The following is an 11,729-nucleotide window of genomic DNA, read 5'->3' as shown; positions in this document are numbered from 1 at the left end:
CCGGCTGACGCCATCGTCAAGGAAAGTGCCCCGGCGCAGTTCGAAGTGAACCTGCACCACGTCGCCGACCCGATCAAGGCGTGCGACTACGCGGTACTGCTCAAGCGTCTGATCAAAAACATCGCCTACGACCATGAAATGGATACCACCTTCATGGCCAAGCCCTATCCGGGCCAGGCTGGCAACGGTCTGCACGTACACATTTCGATCCTGGACAAGGCCGGCAAGAACATCTTTGCCAGCGAGGATCCCGAGCAGAACGCCGCGCTGCGTCACGCGATCGGCGGTGTGCTCGAGACCCTGCCCGCGCAGATGGCTTTCCTCTGCCCGAACGTCAACTCGTACCGTCGTTTCGGCGCCCAGTTCTACGTGCCGAACTCGCCTTGCTGGGGCTTGGACAACCGCACCGTGGCGATTCGCGTTCCGACCGGCTCGTCCGATGCCGTGCGTATCGAACACCGCGTGGCCGGCGCCGATGCCAACCCGTACCTGCTGATGGCTTCGGTACTGGCGGGCGTGCATCACGGCCTGACCAACAAGATCGAACCGGGCGCGCCAGTCGAAGGCAACAGCTACGAGCAGAACGAACAAAGCCTGCCGAACAACTTGCGCGATGCCCTGCGCGAGCTGGACGACAGCGAGGTGATGGCCAAGTACATCGATCCGAAATACATCGATATCTTCGTTGCCTGTAAGGAAAGTGAGCTGGAGGAGTTCGAACACTCCATCTCCGACCTTGAATACAACTGGTACCTGCATACCGTTTAAGCGGGTTGCAGCTGCAAAAAAACGCCGTTGGCTGATTCAGCCAGCGGCGTTTTTTTATGGCCGAACATTAATCCCCTGTGTTTGGTGTGAATGGCCGCCTGCGGCGGATCGCTGGCAAGCCAGCTCCCACATGTTCTTCGTCGAACCTAAATTCCGAGTACAAAAAAACTTTCCTTGTGGGAGCTGGCTTGCCAGCGATGGCGTCCAGGCAGACAACATCGAACCCGGCTCGTACAATGCCCGCTGCCCCGCAGGAGACTTTCATGACGCGTCCCGCCCCCGTCCGCAAACCCCGTGCCCGCAGTCAGGCACGGATCGATTCGATACTCGACGCCGCGCGTACGCTGCTGGCTTCCGAGGGCGTGGCCAGTCTGTCGATCTACAGCGTCGCCGAGCGCGCGCAGATTCCGCCCTCCTCCGTGTATCACTTTTTCGCCAGCGTCCCGGCATTGCTCGAAGCGCTGACCGCCGACGTTCACGCCGCGTTTCGCGCCTGCCTGCAAGCGCCGATCGATCACGGGGCCCTGCGCGACTGGCGTGATCTGTCGCGGCTGGTCGAACGGCGGATGCTGGAGATCTACGACGAAGACGCCGCCGCCCGGCAGTTGATTCTCGCCCAGCACGGGCTCACCGAAGTGACTCAGGCTGACCGTCAGCACGACATCGAGCTGGGCGACCTGATGCACAAGCTGTTCGATCACCATTTCGAATTGCCGCGACTGCCCACCGACGTCGATGTGTTTGCACTGGCGATGGAACTGGGCGACCGCGTCTACGCCCGGTCAGTCCAGCAGCACGGGCAAATCACCCCGCGCATGGCCGAGGAAGGCATGCGCGTATTTGATGCCTATCTGGGCTTGTATCTGCCGCTCTATCTGCCCAAGCGAACAGCTGCCGTCTGACCGGTAACAGACAACAGCGCATTGCCCGATGACTTGTTCAGATCGCGCGGAGCAGAATCCTGTCGATGGAATGATCGGCCGACTTGTTGAGAATCAGGCTGGCCTTGTCGCGGGTCGGCAGGATGTTCTCGACGAGGTTTTTCAGGTTGACCCGGTCCCAGGTGCCGGACGCCACTGACAGCGCCTCGTCATTCGACAGGGACTTGTACTTGTTGAAGTACGACTCGTCAGACTGAAACGCGGTGTTCTTCAAGTAGACAAAGCGTTCGAGGTACCACTTCTTGATGTCCTCTTGCGCAGCATCGACGTAGATCGAAAAGTCGACGAAGTCGAGGACATTCAGACTGTCGCGTTTGTCCTCTTGCAGCACATTCAGGCCTTCCAGAACGATGATATCGGGCGACTGAATGGTCTGCGTTTCATCAGGAAGAATGTCGTACTGGACGTGCGAGTAGACCGGAATCTGCACCGGCTGGCCTTCGTTGCGCACGGCGTGCAAAAAGTCGAGAAGCAGCGCCCGATCGTAGGACTCGGGAAAGCCTTTGCGGTGCAACAGATTGTTCTTTTCCAGGGTCGCCAGCGGCAACAGAAACGAGTCGGTGGTCACCAATTGCACATCAGGCGAGCCCGGCCACGACGACAGAAGCGCCGACAAGACCCGGGCAAAACTGCTTTTACCCACCGCGACACTGCCGGAGATGCCGATGACATACGGCGGTTTGTGCGCCGGCTCGCCGAGAAACTCACTGTGCACCTGACCCAGCGACCGCGCCGCCGCTGCATGCAGATTCAGCAGACGCGCCAAAGGCAGCAGAATGGTTTCTACCTCCTCACGCGTCATGGGCTGTGTCGGACTGATCAACGCATTCATTTGCGCAGACGAAAGGCTCTGCGCCGCATCGTCCCGGAAGGCAGACCATTGCTCGCGAGTAAATTCCCGGTACTCGCGGTGAGCGGGCGAATGCCCTGCGGCATTCTGCTTCGTCGTCATAATCTTCCTGTAGGCGCCCGGACAAAAGCCGGAACATAGCAGATCTGCCCGGCGCCTCCAAACCGACAAACGTCTGCCTGAACAGCCTTTGAAAAGCGCGCATGAAAAAACCCCGGAGGGCTGAAGCCGTCCGGGGCCCTGTGTACCGCATCGATTACAACTTGGCGATCGACACCTCGGTGGATTTCACGAAGGCGATCACTTCGCTGCCGACCACCAGTTCCAGCTCCTTGACCGAACGGGTGGTGATCACCGAAGTGACGATGCCCGAGGCGGTTTGCACGTCGATTTCCGACAGCACGTCGCCGAGGACGATTTCCTTGATCGAGCCTTTGAACTGGTTGCGCACGTTGATGGCTTTGATAGTCATGATATTTCTCCTGAGGTCGAAATAAGCGGCAAGTGACAAGCTTCAAGCGGTAAGCAAAAGCACAACGCTTTTACTTGGAGCTTGTAGCTTGAAGCTCGCAGCTGCTTCATTGCGCCCAACGCAATTGCGTAGGCAGTGGTGAAACGGGTTCCGGCTCCGGCGGCTCGCCGGGCAGGGACAGAACACGGTTGAGCACTTCGGTTTCCAGCGCCGCCAGCCGGTGCGATCCGCGTACACGCGGGCGTGGCAGCTCCACATGCAGGTCAAGGCCGACTTCGCCGTCCTCGATCAGAATCACCCGGTCGGCAATCGCCACCGCTTCACTGACGTCATGAGTCACCAGCAGTACGGTGAAACCGTGTTGCTGCCAGAGACGTTCGATCAGTTGCTGCATTTCAATGCGGGTCAGCGCGTCCAGTGCGCCGAGCGGTTCGTCGAGCAACAGCAGACGCGGTTGGTGGATCAGCGCCCGGGCCAGTGCAACGCGCTGCTTCTGTCCGCCAGATAACGCTGCCGGCCACTCATTGGCACGATCCGCCAGACCCACCGCGTCCAGCGCTTCGAGCGCCTTGGGACGCCAGTTGCCTTTAAGGCCCAAGCCGACGTTGTCGATGATCTTTTTCCACGGCAGCAAACGTGCTTCCTGGAACATCAGGCGGGTGTCTTCCCGCGCATCGCTGAGCGGTGCAGCGCCGGCCAGCAAGTCGCCACCAGTCGGTTGATCGAGGCCGGCGAGCAAGCGCAGCAAGGTGCTTTTGCCGCAACCGCTGCGCCCGACCACAGCGACGAATTGCCCCGCCGGGATGTGCAGGTCGATGTCACGCAGCACCTGCCGCGCACCGAAGGTTTTCTGCAGATTGCGCACCGCCAGCGGTATCCCCCGCAGCAGGCGTGGAGGTTGTTGAGCAGTCATGCCGCACCTCCCTTGGCGACCTGATAGGCCGGGTGCCAACGCAACCACACACGTTCAAGACCACGGGCGGCGAGGTCGGCGAGTTTGCCCAGCACCGCGTAAAGCAGGATCGCCAGCACCACCACGTCAGTCTGTAAAAACTCGCGGGCATTCATCGCCAGATAACCGATGCCGGAGCTGGCCGAAATGGTTTCAGCGACGATCAGCGTCAGCCACATAAAGCCCAGGGCGAAGCGCACGCCGACCAGAATCGAAGGCAGCGCGCCCGGCAGAATCACCTGCCAGAACAGGCTGAAACCGCTCAAGCCATAACTGCGCGCCATCTCTACCAGCGCCGGATCGACGTTGCGGATGCCGTGATAGGTGTTGAGGTAGATCGGGAATAACGTGCCCAATGCCACCAGGAAAATCTTCGCCGACTCGTCGATGCCGAACCACAGGATCACCAGCGGAATCAGCGCCAGATGCGGCACGTTACGGATCATCTGCACCGAGCTGTCGAGCAGGCGTTCGCCCCACTTCGACAGGCCAGTAATGAAGCCCAGTGCCAGACCGATGCTGCCGCCAATGGTAAAACCGAGCGCCGCACGCCAGCCGCTGATCGCCAGATGCGTCCATATCTCGCCGCTGCGCACCAGACTGACACCGGCCTCGATCACCGCCACTGGTGCCGGCAGGATCCGTGTCGACAACCAACCGGCCGACACCGACAACTGCCAAACCGCCAGCAGCAACACCGGCAACGCCCAGGGCGCGAGGCTGTGGATAATTCTCTTCATGGCGCGCCTCAGCTCTGCGACGCGGCTTTGGGAAGAATGTCGTTGGCGACCATCTCGCCGAACGGGCTGACATAACCGGCGCTTTTCGGCAGTTCCGGGCGTTCGATGTCGAGGTGCGGAAACAACAGTTCAGCCACCCGATACGACTCTTCGAGGTGTGGATAACCGGAGAAGATGAAGGTGTCGATGCCCAGGTCGGCGTATTCCTTCACCCGCGCCGCCACGGTTGGGCCGTCGCCGACCAGCGCCGTACCGGCACCACCGCGGACCAGACCAACGCCGGCCCACAGGTTCGGGCTGACTTCGAGGTTGTCGCGGCTGCCACCGTGCAACGCGGCCATACGTTGCTGGCCGACCGAATCGAAACGCGCCAGAGAGGCTTGAGCGCGGGCGATGGTGTCGTCATCCAGATGCGAGATCAACCGATCTGCGGCTTGCCAGGCTTCGGCGTTGGTTTCGCGAACGATTACGTGCAGACGAATGCCGAAGCGCACGGTGCGACCGAGCTTGGCGGCTTTGGCCCGCACCTGTTCGATCTTTTCGGCGACCGCGGCTGGCGGCTCGCCCCAGGTCAGGACCATTTCAACTTGTTCGGCTGCCAAGTCCTGCGCCGCTTCGGAAGAGCCACCGAAGTACAGCGGTGGACGCGGTTGCTGGATCGGCGGATAGAGCAATTTCGCGCCCTTCACACTGATGTGCTGACCGTCGTAATCAACGGTCTCGCCTTCCAGCACGCGGCGCCAGATACGGGTGAATTCCACCGAGGCCTGATAGCGCTCTTCATGGCTGAGGAACAGTCCGTCGCCGGCCAATTCTTCCGGATCGCCACCCGTCACCAGGTTGAACAGCGCACGACCACCGGACAGACGATCCAGCGTGGCTGCCTGCCGCGCCGCCACCGTCGGGGAAATGATCCCGGGGCGCAGGGCAACAAGGAACTTCAGACGCTGGGTCACCGGGATCAGCGATGCCGCCACCAACCACGAGTCTTCGCAGGAGCGGCCAGTGGGGATCAGCACGCCGCCGAAACCCAGACGATCCGCCGCTTGCGCGACTTGTTGCAGATAACCGTGGTCGACGGCGCGGGCGCCTTCGGCGGTGCCAAGGTAATGGCCGTCACCGTGGGTAGGCAGGAACCAGAAGATGTTGAGGCTCATGGAGTGGTCTCCTTGGGGATTCGAGTTACTGGGCTTGGGTGGCCGAGCTTTGGGCCACAGCGGCCGGTGGTGTCCAGATCACATCCTTGATGCTCAACGGCTTGGGAATCAGCTTGAGCTGGAAGAACGTGTCAGCGATTTTCTGTTGCGCGGCGACCACTTCCGGGGTCAGGAACAGCGCGCCGTAGCCTTGGCGTTTCACCGAGGTCAGGGTGATGTCCGCCGGCAGGCCGAGCAGTGGCGCGACTTGTTGGGTGACGTCTTCAGGATTGGCTTTGGACCACTCGCCAACCGCGCGCACTTCCTCGACGAGGGTCTTGATCACCTCGGGATTTTTCTGCGCATAAGGTTTGGTCGCCAGATAGAACTGGTGGTTGTCGACGATGCCTTTGCCGTCGCGCAGGGTGTGCGCTTGCAGTTGCTTCTCGGCCGCCGCCTGGTACGGGTCCCAGATGACCCAGGCGTCGACACTGCCACGTTCAAACGCGGCGCGGGCATCGGCTGGCGGCAGGAAAACGGTCTGGATATCGGAGTATTTGAGGCCGGCGTCTTCCAGTGCGCGCACCAGCAGGTAGTGAACGTTGGAGCCTTTGTTCAGCGCGACTTTCTTGCCCTTCAGATCCGCCACCGATTTGATCGGCGAGTCTTTCGGCACAAGGATCGCTTCGCTGTTCGGCGCTGGCGGCTCGTAGGCGACGTAGAGCAGATCGGCACCTGCGGCTTGAGCGAACACCGGCGGCGTTTCGCCCGTCACGCCGAAGTCGATCGAGCCGACGTTCAGGCCTTCCAGCAACTGCGGGCCGCCGGGGAATTCAGTCCATTGCACGTCGACGCCTTGGGCGGCCAGACGTTTTTCCAGGGTGCCCTTGGCTTTGAGCAGCACCAGCGTGCCGTACTTCTGATAACCGATCCGCAATGTCTCGGCTTGAGCTTGAGTGATGGCGCCGAAGGTGACAGCCGCAGCAAACAGAGCGACCAGACCACGACGCAAAAATACAGTGCGCATAGCGCTCTCCTTTTTGCTGTTGGGTTTTGGCTGCACCTGCTTGCCCGTTGGCGGGCGAGTAAGGCCAGTACTTCAAGTTCGGGTGAGACTTAAATGCTCCAGCGAGCACTCAACAAACGTTCGTTCAACAAGCCCGGCTCCAGCGGTTGCGGCCGGCGGGCCATTGCGCTGACAAACTGGTCCAGCGCCTCGTACAGTCGCTGCTCCAGCGCCGGTGCCAGTTGCGCCGCCGCGCTGCCTTCGCCGTAAGCGATCTGGCTATCCTCGGCGAAAATCCCTTGAAGCATTTCCTGGGCTTTCAATGCCGACAACACGGGCTTGAGGGCGTAATCGACCACCAGCATGTGGGCGATGCTGCCGCCGGTGGCCATCGGCAAAACAATCTTGTGGCTCAAGGCGCGTTCCGGCAGCAGATCCAGCACGGTTTTCAACGCACCGGAGAACGAGGCCTTGTACACCGGGGTGGCAATCAACAGGCCATCGGCATTTTCAATCTGAGCCAGCAGGTCGAGCACCTTCGGGCTGTCGAAACGGGCGTGGAGCAAGTCTTCGGCCGGAAAGTCGCGCACCTGATAACTCACCACTTCCACCCCTTGCTCCTGCAACCAGCGCTGCGAGCGCTCCAGGAGCACCCCGGAACGGGAGCGTTGGCTAGGGCTGCCACCGAGTGAGACGACCAGCATTGAGACAATTCCTTGAGCGTTACAGGCGATTCGCGGGTTGCGATCTCGCTTCGATGGAAGTGACCTTACCAGTTGATTTATATATCCATAAATCATATTTATTCATTTGGTTATGCGTTTTGGAGATATATCTTCCGGCAAACGGCGGGCGAAAAAAAAGGCCGTGGAAACGGCCTGAAATCCCCTGCTTTGTGGCTACACACTGATCATTCCCACGCTCTGCGTGGGAATGAATCCAAGGACGCTCCGCGTCCACTGTGACGCGGAGCGTCACGGGCGGCATTCCCACGCGGACGGTTCGACGCCTCGACGTGGGAACGATCGCCTCAAAAGGTTATTTATTTGGCTGCGGCGTCAGGCGCAGATACGGTTTCACCGCGCGATAGCCTTTGGGAAAGCGTTTCTTGATCTCGTCTTCATCCTTGAGCGACGGCACGATCACCACCTCGTCACCGTCCTGCCAGTTGGCCGGGGTGGCCACTTTGTAGTTGTCGGTGAGTTGCAGCGAATCGATCACCCGCAGGATTTCATGGAAGTTGCGCCCGGTGCTCGCCGGGTAAGTGATGGTCAGCCGAATCTTCTTGTTCGGATCGATCACGAACAGCGAACGCACGGTCAGGGTGTCGTTGGCATTCGGGTGGATCAGGTCATAGAGGTCGGAAACCTTGCGATCGGCATCGGCCAGGATCGGGAAGTTGACGAGGGTGTTCTGGGTCTCGTTGATGTCTTCGATCCACTTGTGGTGCGAATCCACCGGGTCGACCGACAGCGCGATGGCTTTGACGCCGCGCTTGCTGAATTCATCCTTGAGCTTGGCGGTAAAACCCAGCTCGGTGGTGCACACCGGGGTGAAGTCCGCCGGGTGGGAGAACAGCACGCCCCAGCTATCGCCCAGCCACTCGTGGAAACGAATCTTGCCGGCGCTGGAATCCTGTTCGAAATCGGGGGCGATGTCGCCGAGTCTGAGGCTCATGGTGCTGCTCCTGATGAGTTGTTGGAGACCTCAACTGTAGCTTGGCTTTTGATCTTCTGAAAAAGAATAAATAAATAGATATCTAGATCTTAAAAGAATATTAAAGATCTGTTCACTGGACGCTCGGCCGTATCCCGACGAACATCGTTCGCAAGGTTCGAGAAGGCCTTGAGTAGCTGCAAAGAGGGAAATTCGGGGAGGGCTTACGGGGGTGAGCCTGACTCGAAAACGCAAAAGCCCCGTCCGGCGCGATGCCGGACGGGGCTTTTTTTACATCAACGAATCGAGACGCGCTATTACAGCAGCGGGATCGAGTAGCTGACGATCAGGCGGTTTTCATCCTGGTCGCGTTGACCTGGGATGTCGTTGCGCCAGGTAGCGTTTTTCCACATCAGGCCCAGGTTCTTCAGCGGGCCTTCTGGTACTACGTAACCGACGGTCAGGTCGCGTTCCCATTCAGAACGGCCGGTGGCATTGACGCTGACTTGGTTGAAACCGACGCGACCGGTAGTGTCGATGTTATCGCCACGCAGGTAAACCACACCGGCGGTCAGGCCAGGCAGGCCGACTTTGGCGAAGTCATACGAGTAGCGAGCCTGCCAGGTACGCTCGCCAGCACGACCGAACTTCTGGATTTGCATGTCAGTGATGGTGTAGTTCGAAGAACCGTCACCCTGGTTCAGCCACGGGAAGTCGCTGTTGCCGTTGCTGACCTGGTAACCGCCACCGAAGGTGTGACCTGCAACGGTGTACAGGAACAGACCGCTGTACAGGTTGTTGTCGACTTTACCTTTGGTGATGCCAGTACCGTAGTCACCCGAGGTGTAGTAGTTGGCATCGGTGCCGTTTTTACCGTCGTCACGGCTGTTGAAGTAACGGAGGTCAGACTTCAACACGCCCGGGCCGATTGCCCAGTTGTGCACCAGGCCCAGGAAGTGTTGCTTGTAGAACTGATCCAGATTGCCGTAGTAGTACTGGGCAGTCAGGTCTTTGGTGATTTTGTAGTCACCACCGGCATAGATGAACTTGTTGCTGTCGCGACCAGTCGCAGTACGACCGTTGGCGCCAGCGATCGACAGTTCTTCGTTGTTGCTGGAGTTACGACCTTTGACGTGCTCGATCTGGCCGCCAACAAGGGTCAGGTCCTTGATGTCGCCCGAAGTGATCTGACCACCCTGGAAGGTTTGCGGCAGCAGACGACCATCGTTTGTAACGATAACCGGGTTTTTCGGCTGCAGAGTACCCAGCTTCAGTTCGGTCTGGGAGATCTTGGCCTTGGCAGTCAGACCCAGGCTGGAGAAGTTATCAACCGCTTCGCCATTGGATTTGCTCGGGAAAACAGTGCCACCGTAGGAACCGTAGTTGGTGGCGGTCGCTGGGGAAGCGCCGTTAGTGCCACCACCGGAATCCAAACGCACGCCCAACAGGCCGATAGCGTCGATACCGAAGCCTACGGTGCCCTGGGTGTAACCGGAGATGAAGCGCAGATCGAAGCCTTGGCCCCATTCTTCTTGCTTGCTCTGAACGCCGTTACGCTTGTTGGCGGGAGCGTTGACGTCGCCATCACGGTTATCAGTGTTGATGTAGAAGTTACGCAGCCCCAAAGTAGCTTTGCTGTCTTCGATGAAACCGGCGGCGCCTGCCTGCTGCGCCATAACCCCTACGGCCACAGCCAGGGCCAAGGTGGACTTGTTCATGTAAAGCTCCTCTCGTTTCTAATTCTTGTGTTCCTGGCCCGGGATCTGACGCCCCTGGGTCCTAAGATTCGCGATTAGCGCCAGACCGTGACTGACAAGTCAATCGTAACCTTGTGTGTCTACGACCAAGGTCTAATCGCAGTGATTTGGTCCGTGCAGAGTAAAGATTTCCTGATAAACCCAAAAAGAATTTATTCATCCTTTTTTATATCATTTCGGAATATGGCCACTGTCTTGCCACCTCCGCCGGGAAACAGCGTATCGGCGACTAAGCTCATTCCTAAATGGTATTTGTTAGCCTTTTTTTAGATCGATTAGCTTTGGCGCAACCCCAAATCGTCAAACCCTATCGAAAAGGCGACGCCATGATGGCCAAACGCGCACTATCTAGTCAATTTGTTACAGTTTGTGTGTCAGCACTGATTTCTTTCTCCGCCCACGCCGCCAACCTTACCGTTGGCTACCAGACCGGTATCGACCCGAGCAAAGTCCCTCAGGCTGACGGCGTCTATGAGAAAACCATCGGCGAGAAAATCGACTGGCGTCGTTTCAATAGTGGCCCGGAAGTTGTGACAGCCATTGCCTCCGGTGATGTACAGATCGGCAACCTCGGTTCCAGCCCGTTGGCGGCTGCCGCGTCACGAAACCTGCCGATTGTGGCCTTCATCGTCTCGGCGCAGATCAATGCCGCCGAAGCCTTGGTGGTACGCAACGACAGCGGCATCAACTCCCCGCAGGATCTGGTTGGCAAAACCATCGCCACGCCGTTCGTTTCCACCTCCCACTACAGCCTGCTCGGCGCCCTCAAGCACTGGGGCCTGGACACCTCGAAAGTCAAAGTGGTCAACCTGCAACCCGCAGAAATCGCCGCTGCCTGGAAACGCGGCGACATTGACGGTGCGTTTGTCTGGTCGCCAGCACTGGGTGAAATCCGCAAGACCGGCAAGACCCTGACCGATGCCGCGCAGGTCGGCCAATGGGGCGCGCCAACCTTCGAAGTCTGGGTCGCACGCAAGGACTTCGCCGAGAAGCATCCTGACGTCGTGGCCAAATTTGCCAAGGTCACTCTAGACTCGTTCGCCGACTACGCCAGCCATAAAGACAGCTGGACGGCTGACTCGGCACCTGTACAGAAAATCGCCAAATTGACTGGCGCCAATGCCGCTGATGTTCCTGAACTGCTCGCCGGCTCAGCCTTCCCGGATGCCAAGGCACAGCAAACCACCGCGCTGCTGGACGGCGGCACGGCGAAGGCAATTGGCGAGACGGCGAAGTTTTTGAAGGAGCAGGGCAAGGTTGAAACGGTGCTGCCGGATTATTCGCCGTACGTGAGTGCGAAATTCATCACTGAATAACAGTGAAATCCATCACTGGCTCAATGAAACCTGTGGCGAGGGGATTTATCCCCGATGGACTGCGTAGCAGTCCCAAAAGCAGGGCCGCTGCGCGCCCCATCGGGGATAAATCCCCTCACCACAGATAAATCCCCT

Annotated in this window: 12 protein-coding genes; 3 read left to right on the top strand and 9 right to left on the bottom strand. The window is 59.1% G+C overall.

Features of this window, described 5'->3' with window-relative positions:
- Together ACIONG_RS19755 and ACIONG_RS19750 are read left to right on the top strand one after the other, a co-directional pair.
- A partial coding sequence (locus ACIONG_RS19755; protein WP_401302158.1) for a glutamine synthetase family protein occupies positions 1-768 on the top strand: 768 nt, incomplete at its 5' end.
- Positions 769-1,031: 263 nt separating this feature from the next.
- Positions 1,032-1,670, top strand: a complete 639-nt coding sequence (locus ACIONG_RS19750) for a TetR/AcrR family transcriptional regulator (protein WP_213026891.1) — start codon at positions 1,032-1,034, stop codon at positions 1,668-1,670.
- A gap of 37 nt (positions 1,671-1,707) precedes the next feature.
- On the opposite strand, the gene coaA is transcribed toward ACIONG_RS19750, so the two are convergent.
- The 9 genes from coaA to ACIONG_RS19705 form a co-directional block, all read right to left on the bottom strand.
- A complete protein-coding gene (coaA, locus tag ACIONG_RS19745; RefSeq protein WP_103302482.1) occupies positions 1,708-2,661 on the bottom strand; it encodes a type I pantothenate kinase in 954 nt (317 codons plus the stop codon).
- Between the two features lie 154 nt (positions 2,662-2,815).
- Positions 2,816-3,031: a molybdopterin-binding protein gene (locus tag ACIONG_RS19740; protein WP_003229256.1), complete on the bottom strand. Its 216-nt coding sequence runs from the start codon at positions 3,029-3,031 to the stop codon at positions 2,816-2,818.
- Positions 3,032-3,137: 106 nt separating this feature from the next.
- Complete coding sequence (ssuB, locus tag ACIONG_RS19735; RefSeq protein WP_103302483.1) at positions 3,138-3,944, bottom strand: aliphatic sulfonates ABC transporter ATP-binding protein; 807 nt, start codon at positions 3,942-3,944, stop codon at positions 3,138-3,140.
- Positions 3,941-4,723, bottom strand: a complete 783-nt coding sequence (gene ssuC / locus ACIONG_RS19730; RefSeq protein WP_213026892.1) for an aliphatic sulfonate ABC transporter permease SsuC — start codon at positions 4,721-4,723, stop codon at positions 3,941-3,943. The genes ssuB and ssuC overlap by 4 nt, the downstream gene beginning before the upstream one ends.
- Before the next feature lie 8 nt (positions 4,724-4,731).
- Positions 4,732-5,880 (bottom strand): FMNH2-dependent alkanesulfonate monooxygenase, encoded by a 1,149-nt coding sequence (gene ssuD / locus ACIONG_RS19725; RefSeq protein ID WP_007939251.1) that lies wholly within the window; start codon positions 5,878-5,880, stop codon positions 4,732-4,734.
- A gap of 25 nt (positions 5,881-5,905) precedes the next feature.
- Entirely contained in the window at positions 5,906-6,886 is a 981-nt protein-coding gene (locus ACIONG_RS19720; RefSeq protein ID WP_401302151.1) for a sulfonate ABC transporter substrate-binding protein, read from the bottom strand.
- 89 nt (positions 6,887-6,975) lie between these two features.
- Positions 6,976-7,569: an NADPH-dependent FMN reductase gene (gene ssuE / locus ACIONG_RS19715; RefSeq protein ID WP_401302148.1), complete on the bottom strand. Its 594-nt coding sequence runs from the start codon at positions 7,567-7,569 to the stop codon at positions 6,976-6,978.
- Positions 7,570-7,903: 334 nt separating this feature from the next.
- Positions 7,904-8,542, bottom strand: a complete 639-nt coding sequence (locus ACIONG_RS19710) for a peroxiredoxin (RefSeq protein WP_103302488.1) — start codon at positions 8,540-8,542, stop codon at positions 7,904-7,906.
- A gap of 296 nt (positions 8,543-8,838) precedes the next feature.
- Positions 8,839-10,239, bottom strand: coding sequence for an OprD family porin (locus ACIONG_RS19705; protein ID WP_103302489.1), 1,401 nt, complete (start codon positions 10,237-10,239; stop codon positions 8,839-8,841).
- A gap of 365 nt (positions 10,240-10,604) precedes the next feature.
- On the opposite strand from ACIONG_RS19705, the gene tauA reads away from it, so the two are divergent.
- The gene (gene tauA, locus ACIONG_RS19700; RefSeq protein WP_401302143.1) at positions 10,605-11,594 is read left to right on the top strand and encodes a taurine ABC transporter substrate-binding protein; all 990 of its coding nucleotides are present in this window, start codon (positions 10,605-10,607) and stop codon (positions 11,592-11,594) included.
- The last annotated feature ends 135 nt before the right edge of the window (positions 11,595-11,729 follow it).

This window comes from Pseudomonas sp. NPDC087817 (genome assembly GCF_044742875.1).
GTDB lineage: Bacteria > Pseudomonadota > Gammaproteobacteria > Pseudomonadales > Pseudomonadaceae > Aquipseudomonas.
The sequence above is the reverse complement of the archived record's forward strand: the minus strand, read 5'-3'. Positions and strand labels throughout refer to the sequence as shown.

Coding starts and splice junctions, on each gene's coding strand:
- ACIONG_RS19720 (WP_401302151.1), bottom strand. CDS start 6,886: ATGCGCACTGTATTTTTGCGTCGTGGTCTGGTCGCTCTGTTTGCTGCG.
- ssuB (WP_103302483.1), bottom strand. CDS start 3,944: ATGACTGCTCAACAACCTCCACGCCTGCTGCGGGGGATACCGCTGGCG.
- ACIONG_RS19710 (WP_103302488.1), bottom strand. CDS start 8,542: ATGAGCCTCAGACTCGGCGACATCGCCCCCGATTTCGAACAGGATTCC.
- tauA (WP_401302143.1), top strand. CDS start 10,605: ATGATGGCCAAACGCGCACTATCTAGTCAATTTGTTACAGTTTGTGTG.
- ssuC (WP_213026892.1), bottom strand. CDS start 4,723: ATGAAGAGAATTATCCACAGCCTCGCGCCCTGGGCGTTGCCGGTGTTG.
- ACIONG_RS19750 (WP_213026891.1), top strand. CDS start 1,032: ATGACGCGTCCCGCCCCCGTCCGCAAACCCCGTGCCCGCAGTCAGGCA.
- coaA (WP_103302482.1), bottom strand. CDS start 2,661: ATGACGACGAAGCAGAATGCCGCAGGGCATTCGCCCGCTCACCGCGAG.
- ACIONG_RS19705 (WP_103302489.1), bottom strand. CDS start 10,239: ATGAACAAGTCCACCTTGGCCCTGGCTGTGGCCGTAGGGGTTATGGCG.
- ACIONG_RS19740 (WP_003229256.1), bottom strand. CDS start 3,031: ATGACTATCAAAGCCATCAACGTGCGCAACCAGTTCAAAGGCTCGATC.
- ssuE (WP_401302148.1), bottom strand. CDS start 7,569: ATGCTGGTCGTCTCACTCGGTGGCAGCCCTAGCCAACGCTCCCGTTCC.
- ssuD (WP_007939251.1), bottom strand. CDS start 5,880: ATGAGCCTCAACATCTTCTGGTTCCTGCCTACCCACGGTGACGGCCAT.